Source organism: Klebsiella sp. WP4-W18-ESBL-05, assembly GCF_014169075.1.
Taxonomy (GTDB): domain Bacteria; phylum Pseudomonadota; class Gammaproteobacteria; order Enterobacterales; family Enterobacteriaceae; genus Kluyvera; species Kluyvera ascorbata_B.
This window is the reverse complement of sequence record NZ_AP022057.1, coordinates 337,885-360,643: the sequence shown is the minus strand read 5'-3', so window position 1 is coordinate 360,643 and position 22,759 is coordinate 337,885. Positions and strand designations below refer to the sequence as shown.

At 57.3% G+C, this 22,759-nt stretch carries 22 protein-coding genes; 7 read left to right on the top strand and 15 right to left on the bottom strand.

Going from position 1 to position 22,759, the window contains the following annotated elements; translation table 11 throughout:
• Positions 1-246: 246 nt before the first annotated feature.
• Genes ftsX through ftsY form a run of 3 tightly spaced genes read right to left on the bottom strand, consistent with a single transcriptional unit; the run spans position 247 to position 3,600 of the window.
• Positions 247-1,305: a permease-like cell division protein FtsX gene (gene ftsX, locus H7R58_RS01700; protein WP_106925079.1), complete on the bottom strand. Its 1,059-nt coding sequence runs from the start codon at positions 1,303-1,305 to the stop codon at positions 247-249.
• A complete protein-coding gene (gene ftsE, locus H7R58_RS01695) occupies positions 1,298-1,966 on the bottom strand; it encodes a cell division ATP-binding protein FtsE (RefSeq protein WP_106925078.1) in 669 nt (222 codons plus the stop codon). The genes ftsX and ftsE overlap by 8 nt, the downstream gene beginning before the upstream one ends.
• Positions 1,967-1,968: 2 nt before the next feature.
• Complete coding sequence (ftsY, locus tag H7R58_RS01690; RefSeq protein ID WP_182929884.1) at positions 1,969-3,600, bottom strand: signal recognition particle-docking protein FtsY; 1,632 nt, start codon at positions 3,598-3,600, stop codon at positions 1,969-1,971.
• 179 nt (positions 3,601-3,779) lie between these two features.
• On the opposite strand from ftsY, the gene rsmD reads away from it, so the two are divergent.
• Together rsmD and H7R58_RS01680 are read left to right on the top strand one after the other, a co-directional pair.
• Complete coding sequence (gene rsmD, locus H7R58_RS01685; RefSeq protein WP_182929883.1) at positions 3,780-4,376, top strand: 16S rRNA (guanine(966)-N(2))-methyltransferase; 597 nt, start codon at positions 3,780-3,782, stop codon at positions 4,374-4,376.
• Complete coding sequence (locus H7R58_RS01680; protein ID WP_106925075.1) at positions 4,366-4,644, top strand: DUF1145 family protein; 279 nt, start codon at positions 4,366-4,368, stop codon at positions 4,642-4,644. Before rsmD ends, H7R58_RS01680 begins: the two co-directional genes overlap by 11 nt.
• A 35-nt stretch (positions 4,645-4,679) precedes the next feature.
• On the opposite strand, the gene H7R58_RS01675 is transcribed toward H7R58_RS01680, so the two are convergent.
• Entirely contained in the window at positions 4,680-5,027 is a 348-nt protein-coding gene (locus H7R58_RS01675; protein WP_182929882.1) for a DUF2500 domain-containing protein, read from the bottom strand.
• A 144-nt stretch (positions 5,028-5,171) separates the two neighbouring features.
• On the opposite strand from H7R58_RS01675, the gene H7R58_RS01670 reads away from it, so the two are divergent.
• The gene (locus H7R58_RS01670; protein ID WP_182934579.1) at positions 5,172-5,798 is read left to right on the top strand and encodes a lysoplasmalogenase; all 627 of its coding nucleotides are present in this window, start codon (positions 5,172-5,174) and stop codon (positions 5,796-5,798) included.
• A gap of 78 nt (positions 5,799-5,876) precedes the next feature.
• Positions 5,877-8,072: a Zn(II)/Cd(II)/Pb(II) translocating P-type ATPase ZntA gene (zntA, locus tag H7R58_RS01665; RefSeq protein WP_182929881.1), complete on the top strand. Its 2,196-nt coding sequence runs from the start codon at positions 5,877-5,879 to the stop codon at positions 8,070-8,072.
• Positions 8,073-8,199: 127 nt separating this feature from the next.
• On the opposite strand, the gene H7R58_RS01660 is transcribed toward zntA, so the two are convergent.
• Together H7R58_RS01660 and tusA are read right to left on the bottom strand one after the other, a co-directional pair.
• Positions 8,200-10,095 (bottom strand): bifunctional metallophosphatase/5'-nucleotidase, encoded by a 1,896-nt coding sequence (locus H7R58_RS01660; RefSeq protein ID WP_182928499.1) that lies wholly within the window; start codon positions 10,093-10,095, stop codon positions 8,200-8,202.
• A gap of 134 nt (positions 10,096-10,229) precedes the next feature.
• Positions 10,230-10,475 carry a sulfurtransferase TusA gene (gene tusA, locus H7R58_RS01655; RefSeq protein WP_106925187.1) on the bottom strand — a complete coding sequence of 82 codons (246 nt, stop codon included), beginning with the start codon at positions 10,473-10,475 and terminating at the stop codon, positions 10,230-10,232.
• A 181-nt stretch (positions 10,476-10,656) separates the two neighbouring features.
• Between tusA and H7R58_RS01650 the strand changes: the two genes are divergently transcribed.
• Both H7R58_RS01650 and H7R58_RS01645 read left to right on the top strand, forming a co-directional pair.
• Positions 10,657-11,322, top strand: coding sequence for a 7-cyano-7-deazaguanine/7-aminomethyl-7-deazaguanine transporter (locus tag H7R58_RS01650; protein WP_182929880.1), 666 nt, complete (start codon positions 10,657-10,659; stop codon positions 11,320-11,322).
• A gap of 73 nt (positions 11,323-11,395) precedes the next feature.
• Entirely contained in the window at positions 11,396-11,953 is a 558-nt protein-coding gene (locus tag H7R58_RS01645) for a DcrB family lipoprotein (protein WP_106925069.1), read from the top strand.
• A gap of 33 nt (positions 11,954-11,986) precedes the next feature.
• Here H7R58_RS01645 and H7R58_RS01640 read toward each other — a convergent pair whose 3' ends face one another.
• The 9 genes from H7R58_RS01640 to H7R58_RS01600 form a co-directional block, all read right to left on the bottom strand.
• Positions 11,987-13,177, bottom strand: a complete 1,191-nt coding sequence (locus tag H7R58_RS01640; RefSeq protein WP_182929879.1) for an MFS transporter — start codon at positions 13,175-13,177, stop codon at positions 11,987-11,989.
• 146 nt (positions 13,178-13,323) lie between these two features.
• Entirely contained in the window at positions 13,324-13,713 is a 390-nt protein-coding gene (arnF, locus tag H7R58_RS01635) for a 4-amino-4-deoxy-L-arabinose-phosphoundecaprenol flippase subunit ArnF (RefSeq protein WP_106925067.1), read from the bottom strand.
• Positions 13,713-14,051 carry a 4-amino-4-deoxy-L-arabinose-phosphoundecaprenol flippase subunit ArnE gene (gene arnE, locus H7R58_RS01630; RefSeq protein ID WP_106925066.1) on the bottom strand — a complete coding sequence of 113 codons (339 nt, stop codon included), beginning with the start codon at positions 14,049-14,051 and terminating at the stop codon, positions 13,713-13,715. The genes arnF and arnE overlap by 1 nt, the downstream gene beginning before the upstream one ends.
• A complete protein-coding gene (arnT, locus tag H7R58_RS01625; RefSeq protein ID WP_106925065.1) occupies positions 14,048-15,703 on the bottom strand; it encodes a lipid IV(A) 4-amino-4-deoxy-L-arabinosyltransferase in 1,656 nt (551 codons plus the stop codon). Before arnT ends, arnE begins: the two co-directional genes overlap by 4 nt.
• A complete protein-coding gene (gene arnD, locus H7R58_RS01620) occupies positions 15,700-16,602 on the bottom strand; it encodes a 4-deoxy-4-formamido-L-arabinose-phosphoundecaprenol deformylase (RefSeq protein ID WP_182929878.1) in 903 nt (300 codons plus the stop codon). The genes arnT and arnD overlap by 4 nt, the downstream gene beginning before the upstream one ends.
• Positions 16,599-18,584 carry a bifunctional UDP-4-amino-4-deoxy-L-arabinose formyltransferase/UDP-glucuronic acid oxidase ArnA gene (gene arnA, locus H7R58_RS01615; RefSeq protein ID WP_182929877.1) on the bottom strand — a complete coding sequence of 662 codons (1,986 nt, stop codon included), beginning with the start codon at positions 18,582-18,584 and terminating at the stop codon, positions 16,599-16,601. The genes arnD and arnA overlap by 4 nt, the downstream gene beginning before the upstream one ends.
• Positions 18,584-19,564, bottom strand: coding sequence for an undecaprenyl-phosphate 4-deoxy-4-formamido-L-arabinose transferase (arnC, locus tag H7R58_RS01610; protein WP_106925062.1), 981 nt, complete (start codon positions 19,562-19,564; stop codon positions 18,584-18,586). Before arnC ends, arnA begins: the two co-directional genes overlap by 1 nt.
• 1 nt (position 19,565) lies before the next feature.
• Positions 19,566-20,705, bottom strand: coding sequence for a UDP-4-amino-4-deoxy-L-arabinose aminotransferase (arnB, locus tag H7R58_RS01605; protein WP_182929876.1), 1,140 nt, complete (start codon positions 20,703-20,705; stop codon positions 19,566-19,568).
• A gap of 384 nt (positions 20,706-21,089) precedes the next feature.
• Positions 21,090-21,596, bottom strand: a complete 507-nt coding sequence (locus tag H7R58_RS01600) for a phenolic acid decarboxylase (protein WP_106925060.1) — start codon at positions 21,594-21,596, stop codon at positions 21,090-21,092.
• Between the two features lie 99 nt (positions 21,597-21,695).
• Between H7R58_RS01600 and H7R58_RS01595 the strand changes: the two genes are divergently transcribed.
• Positions 21,696-22,562: a LysR family transcriptional regulator gene (locus tag H7R58_RS01595; RefSeq protein ID WP_106925186.1), complete on the top strand. Its 867-nt coding sequence runs from the start codon at positions 21,696-21,698 to the stop codon at positions 22,560-22,562.
• Positions 22,563-22,759 lie beyond the last annotated feature (197 nt).

Genomic DNA, 22,759 nt, shown 5'->3' with positions numbered 1-22,759 from the left:
TCAATTCACTTCATACTGACGTGGTTTGTTCCCGAGGGCAACAAACATGCCAGGCTCGATGAGCAACGAGAATATCATCCGCTCTTTTATCAGACAGTGAGTTTATCCACAAGTTCCATGCAACAGTGTGAATAAATTGCGCACAAAATGTGACACGCGATAGCCGCGAGGGCAGAAAGATGGGGTTTAAAACGGCATCCCCTGCGGACGGAAGTCGTCGCAGGGGAAGAGTATAACAGAACTTTTTTAGTCGGGGGTAAAGTGGCGTAAATGTTGTACCGTGGCAAGCCAGGCTGCCACCCAACCAATCATCGAACACAGCAGCAGCAGCAGCAAACATTCATCGAAAGACAGGCCGCTCAACTCGAACTGCGTACCGAACACCCGCGCCACTTCGGTCACCGCTGACGACAGGCGCATCACCAGAATCTCCGACAAAATCAGCGACAGGAACGCGCCGGCAAAACCGAGCAGCGCGCCGCCGTACAGAAACGGACGCAGAATAAAGCCATCGGTCGCGCCAATCAGCTTCTGCACGTTGATGGTATCGCGACGAGCAAAGATGCTCAGACGCACGCTGTTACCAATGACGAGGAACACCGCCGCCACCATCAGCACGCCGATCATCGCCGCCACGCGCCCTACCAGCCCGGTAATCGAAGCCAGACGCGCAAACCAGCTGTCATCCATGCGCACTTCGTTGACGCCCTGAATCTGCGCCACGCGGTCGCGCAGCGTATTCAGCGCTTCCGTCGTCTGGAAGTCGATTTTCGGAATAACGACCGCTACCGCGGGCAGCGGGTTCTCTTCCAGCATATCCAACGCGCCGCCAAAACCCGACCAGTTGCGGAATTCGCCCAGCGCCTCGTCGCGGGAAAGATAGTTCACCTTATCCACGCCCTGCTCGGCCTGAAGCTGACCCACGACTTTCGCCGCCGCGTCGTCATCCAGCGTTTTTTCCAGATAGACGGTAATCTGCGGGGACGGATAGTACTGGGACGCCGCGGTGTTCACGTTCTTGTACACCATGTAGCAAACGCTTGGCAGCGTCAGGGAGATAGCGATAACCATCACCGTCAGGAAGGTGGCGAACGGTTTGCTTTTCAGATCCTGCAGCGCGCCCTGCCACGCATAGCGCACCTGCTCATTGAACACGTTGGTTTTGCGTGAATTCGGCTTCGGCGCGGGCTTGCTGCGCTTCGGCGCATTGCGCCCGCCGTCCCCCCCCGAGGTCACAGACTGACGGAAACGATCGAGGCGTCCGCCAAACTGGCGAATCTGGTTGATTGCATCGCGCTTATTCACTTGTCAGGCCTCCGTGCAAGTGGCCGTCGCTCAGCGTTAGCATGCGATACGAACGGCTGGAGATCAGTCCAATATCGTGGGTTGCCATCAGTACCGTTACGCCCACGCGGTTAAACTCTTCAAACAGCCGCAGGATGCCTTCCGACAGCGCGTTATCCAGGTTACCGGTAGGTTCATCCGCCAGCAGTACCGCGGGTTTATTCACCACCGCGCGCGCGATGCCCACGCGCTGCTGCTCACCGCCGGAAAGCTGGATCGGGAAGTTTTTCGCCTTGTCCAGCAGCCCGACTTTATCCAGCGCGGCCGACACGCGGCGACGGATATCGTCGGCGCTGGCACCCGCAATAATCAAAGGGATCGCGACGTTGTCAAAAACGGTACGGTCCATCAGCAAATGGTGATCCTGGAAAATCATGCCGATCTGACGGCGCAGAAACGGCACCTCGCGGTTCTTCAGGCGGCTGATATCGTGGCCGCTGAAGAAGATTTTCCCAGCGCTCGGCCGTTCAATCCCACAGATAAGCTTCAGCAGGGTACTCTTACCCGCGCCGGAGTGGCCGGTCAGAAATGCCATCTCGCCCGGCTGCAGGTGGAAAGTGACGCCCTGCAGCGCTTGTCTCCCGCCGAGATAGGCTTTGCTGACGTGTTCAAAGCGAATCATTGTTAGTCCTCTCGGGCAAAAAGTGCCTCAATAAAATCGCCCGCTTTAAACGGACGCAAGTCCTCTATACGTTCGCCGACGCCGATATAACGAATCGGGATACCGAACTGGTCCGCCACGGAGAAGATCACCCCACCTTTGGCGGTACCGTCGAGTTTAGTCAACGTAATGCCGGTCAGGCCCACAGCCTCATGGAACAGTTTGGCCTGGCTGATAGCGTTCTGCCCGGTGCTGGCGTCAATAGTCAGCATCACCTCATGCGGCGCATCCACGTCGAGTTTCTTCATCACGCGGACAATTTTCTTCAGCTCTTCCATCAGGTGCGATTTGTTCTGCAGGCGCCCGGCGGTATCGGCAATCAGCACATCGACGTTACGCGCTTTCGCAGCCTGAATAGCGTCAAAGATGACCGAAGCCGAGTCTGCGCCGGTGTGCTGCGCAATCACCGGAATGTTGTTGCGCTGGCCCCAGACCTGCAGCTGCTCGACCGCCGCGGCGCGGAAGGTGTCGCCTGCCGCCAGCATGACGGATTTACCCTGCTGCTCAAACTGGCGTGCCAGCTTGCCGATGGTGGTGGTTTTACCCACGCCGTTGACGCCGACCATCAGAATGACGAATGGCGTTTTGCCTTCAATATTAAGCGGTTCATCAACTTTTGCGAGAATTTCACCCATTTCTTCTTTCAGCAGACCGTACAGCGCTTCGGCATCGCGCAGCTGTTTACGGCTGGCGGTGTCGGTCAGGCTACTGATAATTTTACGGGTGGTCTCCACGCCAACGTCGGCAATCAACAGCTGTTCTTCGAGCTCTTCAAACAGATCGTCGTCGATTTTCTTGCCGCGGAACAGACTGATAAATCCGGAACCGAGATTTTCTTTTGTTTTCAGCAAACTGCGCTTCAGGCGCGCAAAGAAACCTTCTTTGGTTGGCTTTTCCTGCTCCTGCTGGGCATCGTCGGACGGCGCATCATCTTGTGCTTCGATGTCGTCTTCGGACTGTGTCGCCAGCGCCTGTGCTTCCAGTTCTTCGTCAGTTAGCGCAGGCTCAACGTCGTCAATCGCCTCTGGCTGGATTTCCTCGACCGCTTCCGGCTGCGCTTCAACAACCGGCTGGATTTCTTCAACCGCTTCCGGCTGCGCTTCAACAACCGGCTGGACCTCTTCAACCACTTCCGGCTGTGCTTCAACAACCGGCTGGATTTCTTCAACCACTTCCGGCTGCGCTTCGGCAACCGGCTGGATTTCTTCAACCGCTTCCGGCTGCGCTTCGGCAACCGGCTGGATTTCTTCAACCGCTTCCGGCTGCGCTTCAGCAACCGGTTGGATCTCTTCAACCGCTTCCGGCTGCGCTTCGGCAACCGGCTGGATTTCTTCAACCACTTCCGGCTGCGCTTTTTCGCTTTCCGCGACCTGCTCGGTCACTTCCACGACTTCAGCAGCAAAAGCTTCGCTCTCGGCAACCGTATGGCCGTCTTCAGCGGCAGGTGTCGGTTCGGCAACGACTTCCGGCTCGGCAGCAGGCGTATCTTCTACCGGCTGCGATTCGATTTTTTCTTCTGATTCAACAACCTGTTCCTGTTCTTTTTGCCCAAAGCCCAGCCAGGAAAAAAAGCCACGTTTTTTTTCTTTTGCCATTTGCTACCACACTCCCCGCTGTTTTTGATGGCGCCACTTCGCCACAATCGACGCGAAGGCTAAAATTAAGGATGAAATTAGTGGCTTAGTCTACCACTTAACTTCCCTGTCTTCACCGCTTTCACCCAGCAGAGCAGATCGCTAGAATAGCAGGCCGAAAGAGCGACCAGAGCAAGCAAATGAAAAAACCAACTTCCGGCGGCAGTGGCCAGATTCGCATTATTGGCGGTCAGTGGCGCGGCCGTAAACTCCCCGTTCCTGATAGCCCAGGATTGCGCCCCACCACCGACCGGGTGCGCGAAACGCTATTCAACTGGCTGGCCCCGTCGATGGTCGACGCCCGTTGCCTGGACTGCTTCGCGGGCAGCGGCGCGCTGGGGCTGGAAGCGCTCTCTCGCTACGCCGCCAGCGCGACGCTGCTGGAGATGGAGCGTCATGTCGCCCAACAGCTGCAAAAAAACCTTGCGACGCTGAAGGCCGGGCATGGCAAAGTGGTCAATACTAACGCCCTTACCTTCCTCAACCAGGCCGGTACGCCGCACGATATCGTGTTTGTCGATCCGCCGTTTCGTAAGGGGTTACTGGAAGAGACGCTACGCCTGCTTGAGAGCAACGGCTGGCTGGCCGACGGCGCGTTAATCTACGTCGAAAGCGAAGTCGAAAACGGACTGCCGCCGGTGCCCGCAGGCTGGGATCTGCACAGAGAAAAAATAGCGGGTCAGGTGGCCTACCGCCTCTATCATCGTGAAGAACAGGGAGAAAAGGATGCTGATTAATCTGGGTCGCTTATTGATGCTGTGCGTGTGGGCGTTTCTGGCGCTCAACCTGTTCCATCCGTTCCCGCGTCCGCTGAATATTTTCGTCAACGTCGCGCTGGTCTTTATGGTCCTGATGCACGGTATGCAGATGGCGCTGCTGCAATCGACGCTGCCAAAAGATGGACCGCAGATGACGCGCGGTGAAAAGGTCCGTATTTTCCTTTTCGGCGTCTTCGAACTGCTGGTGTGGCAGAAGAAAATTGGCGCCAGCCTGAAGAAGAAATAATCGGCCGGCCTGGCGCTACGCCAGGCCGCGTTACCTTAGTCGGCGTGAAACGCCACGAAGCGCGAGCCTTTGTAGCTCAGGGTCCCTTTGTCCCCCACCGTCAGTTGATGATACTGCGCGGCATCGACCCGAAAACTCACCTCCAGGCCCCCCTGCTCCGGCTTAAAGCCGACGTCATAGCGCATTTCACTGCCCGCAGGCGTTACCGTCTGCTGACGAGAGCGACGATCGTTAAGCACCTTCTCGCGTTTATTGCTAACGACCACCCGCTTTTGCATCAGCGGCGCGGCATCGTTGTCCATCTTTTCCCGCCGCTGCTGCACATAGCGAAAAGACGCCGCCACCACGATAACGGCTACGACCACGATGAAAAAAAGGGGCATTTTGCTCATTTCAGGTTCTCTTAAGAATTTACGCAAATGATAGTAAAGGGCGCGGTCAGCCATTGTCATCAGGTCGCCAGCCCGACTACACTGAATATTCAGGACTGGCTATACAGTACCCATCAATGATAACAGGGACTTAATATGCTTTGGTCGTTCATCGCCGTTTTCTTCTCAGGCTGGCTCTATGTCGATGCCGCCTACCGTGGCCCTACCTGGCAGCGCTGGGTCTTTAAACCCATCACGCTTATCTTATTGCTGTTTCTCGCCTGGCAGGCGCCGATGTTTAACGCCATCAGCTACCTGGTGCTGGCGGGCCTGTGCGCCGCATTGGTCGGCGATACCCTCACACAGCTACCGCGTCAGCGGATGCTGTACGCCGTAGGGGCATTTTTCCTCTCGCACCTGCTGTATACCATCTGGTTCGCCAGCCAGCTGACCTTCACTTTCTTCTGGCCGCTGCCGGTAGTGCTGTTGGTGATTGGCGCGCTGTGGCTGGCGGTCATCTGGACGCGGCTTGAAGAGATGCGCCTGCCGGTACTGGCCTTTATCGGCATGACGCTGGTGATGGTGTGGGTAGCGGGTGAACAGTGGTTCCTGCGGCCAACGGACACCGCGATGTCCGGTTTCCTCGGCGCCTCGCTGCTGCTTATTGGTAACATTATGTGGCTGTTCAGCCAGTATCGCCGCCGCTTCCGCGCCGATACCGCAATTTATGCCGCCTGCTACTTTGCCGGACATTTCTTTATCGTTCGCGCGCTGTATCTGTAATTTCCTGCTTGACTCTGGAGTCGACTCCAGAGTGTATGCTGCGCTTAATGAATCAACGATCATTAACCGGAGGATACCATGTCGACTCCAGAGACACAGGGCAAGAAGCCCCCTCAGTTCACCTCATTCAAGCCCGCGCTCGTACCGCAGGATGATTGCTGCTGCGACAGCCAGTGCGCGAGCACAGTAGCGCCGGCCGACGCTGTGCTCGACGCCCGCTACAGCTGGGTCGTCAACGGTATGGACTGCGCCGCCTGCGCCCGTAAAGTAGAGACGGCGGCCGCCCAGGTGGCCGGCGTGAAAAAAGCGAAGGTGGTCTTTGCCACCGAAAAACTGCTGGTTGAAGCCGATGAAGACGTACGCACACAGGTGGAAAAGGCGGTCAGCGCCGCTGGCTACACGCTGCGTGGTGAAGATACCCCTCAGGCCAACGCCGCGGACTCCCGCTGGAAAGAAAACCTGCCGCTGATCGTGCTGATCGTCATGATGGCGATCAGCTGGGGGCTGGAACAGTTTAATCATCCGTTCGGCAACCTTGCGTTTATCGCCACTACGCTGGTCGGCCTGTACCCTATCGCCCGCCAGGCGCTGCGCTTAATCAAGAGCGGTAGCTGGTTTGCCATTGAAACGCTGATGAGCGTCGCAGCCCTCGGCGCGCTGTTTATCGGCGCAACGGCCGAAGCAGCCATGGTGCTGTTGCTGTTTTTAATCGGGGAACGGCTAGAGGGCTGGGCGGCAAACCGCGCGCGTCAGGGCGTGAGCGCACTGATGGCGCTGAAGCCAGATACCGCCGTGCGCGTGCGCGACGGCCAGCGTGAAACCGTAGCCCAAAAGGACCTGCAGCCGGGAGACGTGATTGAAGTCGCTGCCGGCGGCCGTCTGCCTGCCGACGGTAAATTGTTAACGCCTTTCGCCAGCTTTGATGAAAGTGCTTTAACCGGCGAGTCGATTCCCGTTGAGCGTAGCGCCGGAGAAAGCGTACCGGCAGGCGCGACCAGCGCTGACCGTCTGGTGCAGCTGAGCGTCATCTCGAAGCCGGGCGATAGCGCCATTGACCGCATCCTGCGCCTGATTGAAGAGGCCGAAGAGCGCCGCGCGCCTATCGAGCGCTTTATCGACCGCTTCAGCCGTATCTACACCCCGGCCATTATGGCGGTTGCGCTGCTGGTCACGCTGGTGCCGCCGCTGCTGTTTGCCGCGTCATGGGAAGAATGGATTTACAAAGGGCTGACTCTTCTGTTGATTGGCTGCCCGTGCGCGCTGGTCATTTCTACACCCGCAGCAATAACCTCTGGCCTCGCCACTGCGGCGCGTCAAGGCGCGTTGATAAAAGGCGGCGCGGCGCTCGAGCAGCTCGGCCTGATTCGCCAGATGGCGTTTGATAAAACCGGTACCCTGACCCTCGGGAAACCGCAGGTCACCCGTATTATCCCTGCCGCCGAACTGGCTGAAGATGCGCTGTTGGCGCTGGCGGCCTCCGTTGAGCAAGGCTCCACGCATCCGCTGGCGCAGGCGATTGTTCGCGAAGCGCAGCAGCGTCAGTTGGCTATCCCACAGGCCAAAGCGCAGCGTACGCTGGTCGGTTCAGGGATTGAAGCGGAGGTCGATGGCCAGTCCATCGTGATTTGCGCAGCAGGAAAATTCCCGGCAGATGCGCAGCAGGCGCAGATTCAGCAGCTGGAAAATGAAGGTAATACCGTGGTGTTGGTCACCCGCGACGAGACGCTGTTGGGCATTCTGGCGCTGCGCGATACGGTACGTCAGGAAGCGCGGCAGGCAGTGGACGGCCTGCGTGAACTGGGGATTCAGGGTATCATCCTCACCGGCGATAACCCACGGGCCGCGAAGGCGATTGCCGACGAGCTGGGGATGACGTACCGCGCGAATCTGCTGCCTGCCGACAAGGTCAAAGAGGTCACTGCGTTGAACGCACAAGGGCCGCTGGCCATGGTTGGCGACGGCATCAACGACGCTCCGGCAATGAAAGCAGCGGCAATGGGGATTGCGATGGGCAGCGGTACCGACGTCGCGCTGGAAACCGCCGACGCGGCGCTGACCCACAACCGCCTGACCGGGCTGGTGCAAATGATCCGTCTGGCGCGCGCGACCCATGCCAACGTACGGCAGAACATCGCCATTGCGCTGGGGCTAAAGGGCATATTCCTGGTCACCACCCTGCTCGGTATGACCGGATTATGGCTGGCGGTGCTGGCCGATACCGGCGCAACGGTACTGGTGACGCTGAACGCGCTGCGGCTACTGCGAAGGAAATAACCGCGCAGTCCTGTCTGCCGGGTGGCGGCTACGCCTTACCCGGCCTACGGGTTACCTACCCTGTAGGCCTGATAAGCATAGCGCCATCAGGCAGTTCGGCACAGAGCGCGGATGGTGCACTGCACGCTTATTCGTTGATCGCCTCAAGCATCACCAGCCGATCGCTCACCCGCTTTTTCGCCGACGGCGAGGTAGCAGCAGCGAGCTCAGCCTGTAACGCTGCCTGTTTTTGCTTCTTCGCCTGCGGGTCGCTAAACAGCAGCGTTTTCACATTCAGCGACGCGACGTTGCTATAGCGGCCATCATCGCTGGTCGGCACGCTGATTTTGCCTTCATTCAGCAGATTTTCGACAATTTTACGTTCACGATCGTAGCCTTCTAGCCCTGCCAGCTTCCAGCGCTGCACCGTTTGTCCCTGATATTTACCGTGCTTCACTTCGCTCAGATAGCGAATCGTTAAATTGCGGATAGTCCCCGCCTCTTCGCCATACTCAGCTTTGCTGTCCGACAATACCGGGAACTGCATCCCTTCCAGCGCGCCGCCCTTTTGCGTCAGGTGGCCCATGCGATAGCTGTTCATACCAAGACGAATCGGCGTGCTGTCCGTTACCGGCGTGCCATCGGCCATTTTCAGATCGCGAATGCGCTGCCCGGCGGGCTGGCGCAGATCGATAGTGTAGGTGACGCCATCAAAGAAATCGTTGGTGGAATATTTAGAGGCCCGTCGCTGCGGATTAAAACTGTAAGTGACGTCGCCGTCATGCACTTGGTTAAAGTAGCCCGCCGACCACTCCATGTACTTTTTCAGCTCTTTGCCGGTCAACTGATACACGGTGATTTCGCCGCCCGCATACTGATAGTTAAAGGCAATATCTTTCGCCTTAATGGTTCCAACGTTGAGCTTAGGCTGGTCATTATCGATCTGCAGTGCGATAACCTGCGCTTTTGGCGCAAAGTGGCGGCTGGCATCCTGATACAGCTTGCTGATACCGGTATCCTGAATATGTACCTGTGGAATCCCCTTCACCGCATCCGGCGGGACCAGGTCCTGGCCGCTCAGTTCGGCAATGGGTCGATTAGCGTTGGCGCGCAGAATTTTATGATAAGGCTGATATACCGTTTCCAGCGCTTTATCCGATGCCATCCCTTTAATGCTATAGGTGTAACTGTCTTTGTTGATCAGCACATATTTGCCGTCGCGCAGCTCAAACTGCAGATCGATTCGCGACAGCGCGCGGCCGTATTTATCCGGTTCGGTGATAATCACGCCGTTAATCACTTCTTTGTCGACCTTCACGTGCATGTGTCCGGCGACGATAGCCGCCAGTTCAGGGTTAGCGCGCGCAATATCGCCCACCCCGGTGCCCGGCCGCTGGTTCTCGTTATCAATCCCCATGTGTGCCACCAGCACAATAGCGTCTACCTGGCCCTGAATCTTCTGGATGGCCTGTTTTACCGCATCAACCGGATCGGTAAAGTTCAACCCTTTTACCCGGTCAGTGCCTTTGGCAAATTCGGCGGTCATCGGCGTATCCATGCCGATCACGCCAATTTTTACGCCCTGGCGTTCAATAATCTTATAAGCAGGAAGGTAAGGCTTGCCGCTGTCCCACAGGATATTCCCGGCCAGCGCCGTGCCCTTAAACTGGTTGAGCGAAGTCGACAGCGATTTCAGGCCAAAATCGAATTCGTGGTTGCCCATCACCCACACGTCATAGTCCATGGCGTTAAAGCCAAGGATCATCGGGCTGGTTTTGTCGTTCTTAAAGGTTTCAACAAAATTGCCCTGTATGGTATCGCCCGCGTCGACCAGGATGACGTTTGGCTGCTGGCTACGCACCTGGCGAACCTGGGTGGCAATCTGACTCAGGCTTCCGGCCAGGTTTTCCGTATCCGTCGAATAATCCCACGGGACGAAGGTGCCGTGGAGATCGGAAGTCCCGAGAATCGTGATATTGACGGGTTCAGCCATCGCCGCAGAAGTACCCAAGCAGAGTAAGAGCGCAAGAAGTGATTTTTTCATTTTTATTGATGTGCCCAAAGGGGAATGAGGCAAAATTATGCGATTCACATCAATAAGTTTACTAGCAGCTTTACAGGGTAAACATGAAAAGTGAGAGACAGCTCAAGCTTGTTAAGCTGTCGAGACGGCGGTAATTAGTGGCTTTTGCGTAACAGATAACGGTACGGCAGCGCGTCGATCTGCTGGGCAATCAGCTCATGTTCCATAAAGCGACAAAAGCCCGGAATATCGCGCGTCGTGGCGGGATCGTCAGCGATAATCAGCAGCGTTTCGCCCACCGGCATCGTGCGCACGGTTTTACGCACCATCATTACCGGCTCGGGACAGCGCAGCCCTTGCGCGTCCAGGGTGTGGTCGGGGCTGGAGAACAAATCGGTCATTATCTTCTCGTCATCATCAAAAAACGCGCTTAGTTTACGCTGACCGCGTGATGAAGCAACCAGGTTAACGATTGCGCGAAAAACAACCATTGCAATGACGCACGAAAGCAGTATCATTCCGGCCCTGCAATAGGTTTGCAGATTATTGGGTTCCCTCACCCCACCGCTAAAAAGGTACAATATGACTCTCTTTACCGCGACACAGCGCCGTCACGCGCTGGTCTGGCTATCGCTATTTCATCTGCTGGTGATCACCTCCAGTAACTATCTGGTGCAGCTGCCGGTCAGCATTTTCGGCTTCCACACCACCTGGGGCGCATTTAGCTTCCCGTTTATCTTCCTCGCCACCGATCTGACCGTGCGCATTTTTGGCGCGCCGCTTGCGCGACGCATCGTGTTTGCGGTGATGATCCCGGCGTTGATGATCTCATACGTCATTTCATCGCTGTTCTACATGGGCGAATGGCAGGGCTTTGGCGCACTGGCGCACTTCAACCTGTTCGTCGCTCGTATTGCCGCCGCGAGCTTTATGGCCTACGCGCTGGGGCAGATCCTCGACGTTCACGTGTTTAATCGCCTGCGCCAGAACCGCCGATGGTGGCTTGCGCCGACGGCCTCGACGCTGTTCGGCAACATCAGCGACACGCTGGCCTTCTTCTTCATCGCGTTCTGGCGCAGTACCGACCCGTTCATGGCCGATCACTGGGTTGAAATCGCCCTCGTCGACTACAGCTTTAAAGTACTTATCAGCATTGTTTTCTTCCTGCCGATGTATGGCGTACTGCTGAATATGCTATTGAAAAAGCTGGCAGATAAATCTGATTTGTCGGCAATGCAGCCAGGTTAAGGGTTCATCTGACGGGTTGTGTTAAGATAGGCGCAAGAGCCGTTCGTGGCTATTTATCGAAAGGAAGAAGTCAATGCGCAAATTGGTGAAATATGCTGGTATTGGCCTGCTGGTGATGGGGCTTGCTGCCTGCGACAACAGCGATACCAACGCCCCAGCCCAGGGTTCAGCTGCGGCAAGCGATGCCGCGGGCCAGTCGATTAACCTGCTCGACGGCAAGCTGAGCTTCACGCTGCCAGCCGGGATGACCGACCAAAGCGGTAAGCTGGGTACCCAGAGCAACAACATGCACGTTTACTCTGACGCCACCGGCCAAAAAGCGGTCATCGTTATCATCGGTGATAGCGCCAATGAAGAGCTGTCGGTCCTGGCAAACCGCCTGGAAGAACAGCAGCGCAGCCGCGACCCGCAGCTGCAGGTGGTGACCAACAAATCCATCGAGCTGAAAGGTCATACCCTACAGCAGTTGGACAGCATCATCTCTGCCAAAGGGCAAACCGCCTATTCTTCCATTGTTCTGGGCAAAATTGACAACAAACTGCTGACCCTGCAGGTTACGCTGCCGGCGGACAACCAGCAGCAGGCGCAGGCCGATGCTGAGAAAATCATCAATACGCTGGTTATCAACTAAGCCAGTCTGATGCCAATGCGGCCTCTTGCGAACCTACGCCAGAGGCCGTTTTTTTAGCCGCCATCCAAGCAGCAGCGCCACCGCCACCAGCCCTGCGGCAGCCAGATAGATTGTCGATACCCCCATCCACGCCATCATCAGCCCGGCCAGCGGCCCGGTAATGCCCAATGATAAATCCATAAACACGGTATACGTCGCCAACGCCGCCCCCTGATTCTGCTGCGGCACCGCCTTGACCGCCACCACGCCCAGCGCGGGAAACACCAACGAGAAGCCCGCCCCGGCAAGGAAAGTGCCCAGCTTGGCCATCAGCGGCGTCGCCGCAACACCAACCAGCAGTAGGCCAGCAACCTCCACGGCAAAGCAGATCATCGCCACGTTCAGGCCACCAAGCCGGTTGATGCCGTTAGGGAACAACAGCCGCGTGCCCACGAAGGCGCAACTGAACAAAGTAAGCGCAAAGGCAGCGCCGTCCCAGCCTTTAGCGTCGTAGAACAGCGTGATAAAGGTCGCGATCACGCCAAACCCTGCAGAGGCCAGCGCCAGCGCCATGCCGTAGGGCCAGACGCGACCCAACACCGCGCGAAAGGACATGGCTTTGCCCTTTTTCGCCTTAACTTCATCACGGGGCAGCGCCGCCAGAATTGCCACGGCGGCGACCGCCATAATCGCCAGCGCCAGCCCATGCAGGCCGATGTAGCGGTAGCACAGCACGCCGAGCGGCGCGCCCATCGCCATTGCACCGTAGGTAACAATGCCGTTCCACGAAATCACTCGCCCGATGTGTGGCGAACCCACCACGCCAACGCCCCACAGCGTGGATCCGGTGCCGGCAAAGCTCTGGCCAATCCCCAAAATGACGCGCCCCACGCACAGCAGGACAAGGCTGAGCAGCGGCCAGCCGCCGCCGAATGCCGCCAGCAGGTAGCTCAGTCCACTGAGAAAGCAGCCGCATAAACCAAAAACGACGATTTTTTTCGGCCCCAACTGGTCAGCATAGCGCCCGGCATGGGGGCGGCTGAGCAGCGTAGCAAAATATTGCAGGCTAATGACCAACCCGGCCCAGAAGGCGCTAAACCCCATAACATCATGGACATAGCCTGGCAGCACCGCCAACGGCAGGCCGATGGTGAGATAGCTGGCAAAGTTGAATATAACGACGGAGACAATACGCAGATTGAGGCGCAGACCGCTTAGCTGCTCCTCCGCGTCGGCCACAGGCATGGCTAATCCCTTATAGACGCAACAAAAATGGCATTATTGCATATTTTGTCGCCGGGGCGAGGCTTATAGGATGCACGGCCTGATAGGCGCAGCGCCATCAGGCAGAATGGCGCAAATTGCCGGATGGCGACATCGCCTTATCCGGCTTATGCGGTATGAGAGGGTTTGTTTGGCCAGAAGATAGTGAGCACGCCAGCGATAATCACGACAACGCCCAGCAGGCCTCGCCACGAAAAAGGCTCATGCCAGCCCGGCAGCAGAATTGCGGCCAGCCACACCACCATATAGCTAAGGCTGAGCAGCGCATAGGCTTTTGCCAGCGGCAGGCGCTTGAGGGCGAAGTACCAGCAAGCCATCGAGGCGACATAACCCAGCAGCCCCAGGAAGAGCCCCAGCGTCCCCGATTCAAAATGCAAAAGATGACCCAACAGCAGCAGCGGCTGCTCCGCCGACGGCAGCGTTGTCATTGCCGCGCGTAACGTCAGCTGGGCGGCGCTGACCAGCGCCACGCTCATTAACGCCCAGATAAGCCCCATCAGGCGCTGCTCCCCAGTAACATAATGCCAACGATAATCAACGTGACTCCCGCCCAGTGACGGCGGCTCACCGGCTCGTGCCAGATAGCGCGGGCCGCCAGCGTGACCCAGACAAAGTTAAGGCTGAGCATCGGATAAGCCACGCTGACCGGAATTTGCTGTAGCACCAGCAGCCACAGCAGCATCCCCAGACCGAGCATCGCCAGCGCCAGGCCAAGCCAGATCAGCAGATGGCGCCCGCGCTGCCCTTGAGGGGCAGGACGGGTCGCCTGTTTCTGGCACAGCTGCCCGCCGCAGCTTAGCAGGCTGGCGAGCAGCAGGCAGGCCCACGTGATCATTGCGGACGATACTGAATAAAGACGGTGCGACCCATGGCATATACCTCATCCGGTTTTGGTAGCGGCAGTTCCGCTAACTGTACGTCACGAGACAGCAGCAATACCAGTGAGATCGGCCCTTCCTGGCGATGTGCCGCCAGCCACTGCGGGAACGCTTCATACGAGACAAAGCTGCCCTTCGCGTCAGGATAAGAAAGACCATACTTCAGCTCACCCTGCTGACCGTACAGTATCACGTCGCTACGCTTCAGCTCCCAGGCCAGCCCCGCGGCCACGCCGACGCTGTTGCTCAGCACGTAGCGGCTCGGTGCCAGCGACTCGTTGACGATATCGACCAGGAACTGCGGCTGTTTGCTGTCGGTGACGCGATCGGGTATCGCCATGCCGACCAGCAGCGCCAGCGCCAGCGGGCACAGCGCAGCCAGCGTCCAGCGACGTGCATCGTGCTTGATAGACAGCCAGCCCATCAGCGCCCAGAAGAAGAACGCCACCGCCGCCAGCACGCATTTGTACAGCTCTATCTGCATCCAGACCGGGTGTTTCATCGGCCCCCATGGCGACACGACCGCCACCGCCACCAGGCCAACCACGCCAAAGACGATGTTGATGATCCCGTTGATTCGCAGCGCCCGAGAGCCGACTTTGGCGGCATCGACCGCATAGCGCGCCATCAGTATCGCCAGCGGCGCGAAGCACGGCAGGATATAAGTCGGCAGCTTACCTTTGGCGATGCTAAAGAACAGGAACGGCATCACCACCCAACCCAGCAGATAAAATGCCCCTCGCAGGCCTTCTCGTTCTTGCCAGCCGCGCTTGAACGCGCCGGGCAACAGCGCCAGCCACGGCAGGCTGCCAGCCACCAGGAACGGCAGGTAGTACCAGAACGGCGCTTTATGCTGCGCGTCACTCTGGGCGAAGCGTTGAATATGCTCAACCCAGAAGAAGTAGCGCCAGAAGTCGCCCTCGCGCGCAGCGATCGCCAGCCCCCACGGCAGCACCGTCAGCACACACACCAGCACCGACAGCCAGCCCCAGACCAGCACTTCCCGCCAGCGCTTTTGCACAATAACCCACGGCAGTACGCCAATCACCGGCACCGCCAGCGCCAGAAAACCTTTGGTCATCACGCCCATGCCGCAGGCGATACCCAGCAGCACGTAGCCCCAGGCGCGTTCAGCGGTGGTTTTCGCCTGCGCGGCCAGCCAGAAGCTGCACATCGCCAGCGTCATCCACAGGGTGATCATCGGATCGAGCACCGCGTAAGTGCCAATGCCGTAAACCAGGAAAGCGGTCAGGAAGATCGCGCCCGAGAGCACGGCCACCTTTTTGTCCTGCCAGATTTTCCACGCCAGCCAGGCAACCAGCAGCGCCGAGACGGTAATGGAAAACACGGCGCCAAAGCGCACGGCAAAGTTATTGTGGCCGAAAAGCCACTGGCCAATGCTGTTAATCCAATAACCGGCAATAGGCTTTTCAAAATAGCGCAGCCCCAGGAAGTGCGGCACCACCCAATCGCCGGTTGCCAGCATTTCGCGGCTGATTTCCGCATAGCGGGTTTCGTCCGGCTGCCACAGCAGCCGGAAGTTAAGCGGAACCAGATAGTACAGAACAAACAGTGCGGCTAACGAAATACCGTAGCGAAGGGATTTCATACATCAGAGCTCATCAGTTGTTGGCAGCCCAGCCAGCCTTCACGACCGGCGATTTCTCCGCGCACCACCTTCCCGACCGGCAGCTGACGGAAGTCTTCCGGGAGAAGCTGGCCCAGCGGGCAAAAACGAATTTCCTGCTGCGCCGCAAGGGTCAGCAGATAGTCAAACTGCTCGGCGTAGGCGCCGCCTTCCACTTCAGCGTGGATGGTGTAAACCGGCGTCCCCGTGTCCTTGCGAATTTGTTCCAGCAGCCAGCGGTTAAAACCTTCTGCGCTCACCACGCTACCGACAACTTCGTCCCAAGTGGGCAGCGTAACGGGGATCTGCACGGTAGCCAGATCGCCGTTGCTGAGCTGAGGAAGGAACGGCTGCGTGCCGCGACAGTCGCTGTTGTAGAGAAAATCGAACGACTCTTTCGCTTTCACCACGCGCTGGTCGGCGCGCCAGCCTGCAACAGCCGAACAGGAGACCGGGCGGCCAAGAATGGCCTCCAGCTCGCTCAGCCCACGGCCGATTTCATCCACCAGCTGCTGTTCATTCCACATGCCGCTCCACTGCTGCCAGCGGTGGTGATCCCAGGCATGCAGGCCGACCTCATGCGCCTGCGCGACGCTGCGGATGATCTCCGCGTTAGCCGAACCAATGCGCCGCCCTGGCCACGCCGTTCCGGCCAGCAGAATATCCCAGCCATACAGCGATGCTGCGCGCGAGCGCAGCATCTTCCACAAGAACTTCGGTTTTACCAGGCGCCACAAGTGGCGCCCCATGTTGTCCGGCCCGACGCTGAAGAAAAAGCTGGCCTGCACGCGGTGCTTTTTGAGCACCGCCATCAGCCGTGGCACGCCTTCGCGCGTTCCGCGAAAGGTGTCGACATCAACGCGCAAACCTACTTTTTTCATGATGGTTTTTCGTCCGTCAGTTCAACTGTGCGCAGGAAGAAGTCCAGCGTCTCTTCTACCGTTTGCTGCATCTCTACCGTCGGCTGCCAGTCGAGGTAGCGTTTAGCGTTGCGAATGCTCGGCTTACGGTGCTCAACGTCCTGGTAACCTTTGCCATAGTAGTCGCTGCTTTCCACTTCACGGAAGCCAGCAAACGGCGGGAAGCGGTCGCGCAGCGGGTGACGTTCGAAGCAGTCGAGCAGCATTTCGGCCAGCTCTTTGATGCTCGCTTCGTTGTCCGGGTTACCAATGTTGATGATCTGCCCATCGCAGCGACCGTCTTTGTTTTCAATAATGCGGAACAGCGCTTCGATGCCGTCGCTGATGTCAGTGAAGCAGCGCTTCTGCTTGCCGCCTTCGATCAGCTTGATCGGCGAACCTTCTACCAGGTTAAGAATCAGCTGAGTGATAGCACGAGAGCTACCGATACGCGCAGCGTTCAGGTTATCAAGGCGCGGCCCCATCCAGTTAAACGGACGGAACAGCGTAAACTTGAGGCCCGTTTTGTCGCCATAGGCCCAAATAACGCGGTCCAGAAGCTGTTTGGAAACCGAGTAGATCCAGCGCTGTTTGTTGATAGGACCGACCACCAGGTTGGAAGTATCTTCATCAAAGTTGGCATCCGTACACATGCCGTACACTTCGGAAGTCGACGGGAAGATGATGCGTTTGTTGTACTTCACGCAGTCGCGAATAATCTTCAGGTTCTCTTCGAAGTCCAGCTCGAACACGCGCAGCGGGTTACGGGTGTACTCAATCGGCGTGGCGATCGCAACCAGCGGCAGCACCACGTCGCATTTCTTAATGTGATACTCAATCCATTCTGAGTGAATGCTGATATCACCTTCCACAAAGTGGAAACGCGGGCAGTCGAGGAAGCGGCTGATAGCGTCAGAGCCAATATCCAGACCGTAGATTTCGTAGTTGTCGTCCGCCAGCAGACGCTCGGTGAGGTGGTTACCGATAAACCCGTTAACGCCGAGGATCAGTACGCGGGTACGGCGCTTCACGACCGTGAACGGACGGCTGGAGAGCAGTGCGCCCGCCACCAGGCCCAGCGCAGGTGCCAGCTGTGCGCCCTGCATGTAAACGCCGTTGGCGCTTTGACCGGTAACGATTTCCAGCGCGCCTTCACCGCAGGCAATCACCAGCGGAGAGACCGACAGCACGGTACCCGGCTTCGCCGCCGGCATGTCGGTGCGCACGCGTGATTTCCAGACGATAAATTTATTGGTGCCGACAAAACCAAACGCGCCCGGCCACGGATCGCTCACCGCGCGGACCAGGTTATGCAGCGTCTGCGCCGGTTTTTCCCATTCCAGGCGGCCATCTTCCGGAGTACGGCGCCCAACGTAGGTCGCCTGTGAGTCATCCTGCGCACGTGCATCGACCTGGCCGCTGCGAATTTTCGCCAGCGCATCGCCGAGCAGCGTCTGCGACGCCGCGCACAGCTTGCGGTGCAGCGTCAGCGCCACGTCGGAATCGGCAATCGCCACGCTCTGCTGAGCCACGATATCACCTGCGTCGGCGCGGTGGGTCATGCGATGCAGCGTAACGCCCGTCTCTTTCTCGCCGTTCACCAGTACCCAGTTCAGCGGCGCGCGGCCACGATATTTCGGCAGCAGCGAACCGTGCAGGTTGAATGCGCCTTTTGGTGCCAGATTCAGGATTTCGTCGCTGAGCAGGTTGCGGTAGTAGAAGGAGAAAATCACTTCAGGTGCCATCGCACGGATACGGTCCACCCACAGCGGATGGTTAACGTCTTCCGGCGCATAAACGGTGATTCCCTGCTCGGCCGCCAGACGGGCTACAGAGCCAAAGAAGTTGTTTTCACCGGCGTTGTCCGGATGAGTAAAGATCGCCTCGATGTCGTATCCGGCGTCCAGCAGTGCCTGAATACCAGTGCAACCCATGTCGTGATAGGCAAATACAACAGCTTTCATTAACGATTTTCCTCTTCAGAAACCAGGCTTTCCTGGCGTACAACACGTTGAATAAAGTAACGGGGACGGGCACGCACGTCGTTGTAAATGCGGCCGATATACTCCCCGAGCAGGCCCATACCGATAAACTGGGCACCGATAAACATGAACAGAATAGCGAACAGCATGAACACACCGTCGCCCGCCCATTCCGGACCCAGCGCCAGACGCAGGACCACTAACAGAATGGAGAAGGCAAAACCGAGTACGGCGATAACGCTGCCGACCACGCTTAACAGACGCAGCGGCGTGGTGGTTAAACAGGTCACCAGGTCGTACATCAGGTTAATCAGGCGCATAAAGCTGTATTTTGAGTCACCGAACTCGCGCTCGGCGTGCAGCACCGGGATCTCCACGGCGCGGCGGGCGAAGGTATTCGCCAGGATTGGAATAAAGGTGCTGCGCTCGTGGCAGTTGAGCATGGCATCGACGATATGCCGACGATAGGCGCGCAGCATGCAACCGTAGTCGCCCATCGCTTTGCCGGTGGTGCGTTGAATCAGGCGGTTAATCATCTTCGATGCGGTTTTGCGGAAGATGCTGTCCTGGCGATTCTGCCGTACGGTGCCGACAACGTCGTAGCCTTCGTCTGCTTTTTCCACCAGCCGCGGGATCTCTTCCGGTGGATTTTGCAGGTCGGCATCCAGGGTAATAATCAGGTCGCCGGTGACGTGGCTGAAGCCCGCCATAATCGCCGAGTGTTGGCCGTAGTTACGGTTAAGCAGCACCGCCACAATATGGCTTTCCGGCGCCTCTGCAGCCTCAACCAACATGCGCGCGGAGTCATCGCTGCTGCCATCGTCGACCAGCAGAATTTCATAGTCGCGGTTTAAGGTTGCGCAGGCCGCATCGGTGCGGCGGATAAGCTCGGGCAGGCTGTCCTGCTCGTTGTAGACCGGTATCACTACCGAGACTTTTTTGACTAATGGATACTCAAACATATTAGCGCTCCGCTAACTGACGGAGCGCCGTAATAACGCGCGTTGTGTCGTCATCGGTCATATCCGGGAAAAGAGGGAGTGAACAAATGCGCGCGCTGTTCCATTCGGTATTAGGCAATGACACCTCAGGGAAACGCTCGCGATAGTATTTCTGCGTATGGGCAGCGCGGAAATGCAGCCCGGTGCCTATGCCCTGGGCCTTAAGCTGTTCCATCAGCACATCGCGGCTGATGCCGCAGCGCTGTTCGTCAACGCGGATGATAAACAGGTGCCAGGCATGCAGATGCGGCCAGCTCGGCACGGCCAGCGGCTGGAACGGGGTATCTGCCAGCTCACGCACGTAGCGCTGAGCAATCTCGCTGCGGCGCTGGTTGGCCTGGCCCAGCTTACCTAGCTGCACCAGCGCCAGCGCGGCGTTAATGTCGGCGAGGTTATATTTGAAGCCGGGGCTTATCACCTCTGCCTGCGGCGCGCGGCCGTGGGTCTGGCGATCGTAGGCGTCAACGCCCAGGCCGTGAAATTTCAGGCTGCGAATGCGGTTCGCCAGCGGCTCGTCGTCGGTGACGATAAGCCCCCCCTCGGCGCAGGTCATGTTCTTGATGGCATGGAAGGAGAAAATCGCCGTTCCCTGTGCACCGATATGCTGGCCTTTATAGTACGTACCCGCCGCGTGCGCCGCGTCTTCAATCACCGGAATGCCGTGACGTTCAGCAACCGCACGAATACCGTCGATATCGGCCGGTGCGCCCGCGTAGTGCACAGGGATAATGGCTTTGGTACGCGGCGTAATGGCGGCTTCGATAGCCTCTGGGGTCACCATCAGGTTGTCACGATCGACATCGATCATCACCGGGGTCGCCCCCAGCAGGACAATCATATTCAGCGTAGAAACCCAGGTCTGGGAGGGGGTGATGACTTCATCGCCGGGGCCAATGCCCAGCGCCATGAGCGTGACGTGCATACCGCCGGTTGCCGAGCTGACGGCGATAGCAAAACGGTTACCCGTTAGCGCACAGAACGCCTCTTCCAGCGCCTGGTTTTTGGGCCCGGTGGTGATCCAACCGGATTGCAGCACTTCCTTGAGCGCCGCGAACTCCGCCTCGCCCATCGAAGGGCGGGAAAACGGCAGAAAATCACTCATGAATGTTCCTTACCCTATTACTCAAATGAGCAAACCTGCCTCATCAATAAATGATTCGAGCGTTGTTTTTGTTTAAAACAGGAATAGATAAACGTGATATTCAAACCGACAACATTCGATGGCGGTAAAAGTACCAATGTTATCTTAGGATAAGATTAAGAAAGTAACAGCGGCGGACGCAATAAATGATTGGTAAACGAAATCAATAGTTTATGAGGATATATCCAGACACGGATTTAATGTAAAAAAACGCCCAGATTACATCGTAACTGGGCGTTTGCTCACATGATTCAACACACGTTAAACAAGGGCTTTATACTCTCGACGATTTAACGTTCGTTGCATATTAGTGTAATAAACACGGTGTTGTGACCGTATTAATACTCAACGTAAATTTGCCGGGAAATCTTTTGGCAATTCGCTGGCCGCACGGTCGATCACGCTATCATTATTTGCGCCACAGTCGCGAATGAAGGTAATTGTCGCAAATTCGTCAATGACTTCAGTTGGATACGCTGGGCCTTCATCACGATACGCGTTCATCAGCGGGATGTGGTCGTTCTGGAAGCAGACGGTTTTTTCCGGATTATTCATCACCCAGCGCGGGAAGAAGATGGTTCCATGGAACAGTTTGTCGCCGAGGTTCGCAATCAGGCTAACGTCCGTCCCGGTCGGTTCGGTCCAGGAAATTTTGTAGACGCTCTCGGCCACGCGGACGATGTAGGCGCGCTGATCTTTCACCCAACGGTTCGCCACGAGGCCGCTATGGATGCGGTAATCAAGGGTCTGCTCGTTTTTCACGTAAATTTCGTAGTTCCAGCCGTTGTCATAGGTGTAGACCAGATGTTTGCCAACGAAGCCGCTCAAATCATGTTTATCAAAGTTGCTCATCTTTAAATCTCCTTGTTTCGATGCAGAGATCATATTGCTTTAAAAAATAAATGAATAACGCTATGTTTGGATTAAATTCATCTAAATTTTAAATCAATTATGCATAAAACGACCCTTGAACAGTGGGCAATACTTGAAAAGGTAGTTGAACTGGGGAGCTTTGCGCGAGCAGCTGAAGAAACGCATCGTAGCCAGTCCTCGGTCAGCTACAACCTGTCGCTACTGCAAGAGCGCCTCGGCGTGGCGCTGCTGGTGCCTGAGGGGCGTCGCGCGGTGCTTACCCCGGCAGGTGAACTGCTGCTGGGCCAGGTGAAGCCGCTGCTTAAGGCTTTCGCCTGGGTAGAAAGCCGCGCCTTAACGCTGCGCGACGGGATGCGCACCCGGCTGGATCTGGTGGTCGACAGTATTTTTCCCCGCGAGCGGCTGTTCGCCATCCTGCGCCAGTTCCAGCAACGCTATCCGCAAACCCAGGTCCGCCTGACTGAAGTGCTGGAGAACGCCGGCGATAGCGACCTCGTACTGACCGAGGCCGATGTCATGGTCCTCACCCGCCGTCAGGACATAACCGGGCGCGGCGAGTGGCTAATGAATATTGACTTTATCGCGGTCGCCCACCGCGATCACCCCCTCGCCCAGCAGGAAGGGCCACTGAGCGAAGAGCAGCTGCGCCCGTGGCCGCTCATCCGTATGGCCGATAGCGACGGCAGCCGCCAGGACACGCGCGATGCGTGGACCTTCTCGACGATTGACGCGGCGATTGACGCCGTGATGTATCAGGTAGGGTACGGCTGGCTGCCGGAAGAGCGAATTCAGACGGCGCTGGCGCAGGGGCTATTAAAACCGCTGCCGCTCAGCCACGGCGGGCGTCGCGCGACGCCGCTGCACCTGATCGTCAAACGCGATTTAGCGCCGCTCGACGAACAGGTGGAAACGCTGCTGGCGCTGTTTAACCAGCAGGAGAAGTAGTTTATTCGGCTGTACACAGACATTAAAGTTGTCTCCTTTAACATGAAAAAGACTTTAAAGTTGTCTACTTCTTCAGATAGACCTACTTAACAGGATACTAAGTAGGTCATCTCCTTTCTCGCGTAGCATCTCTCGACGTTCACAGCAGAGGACACGTTTCAAAATGTCATCCAAAATTTTTTTCCATTATCTGACGT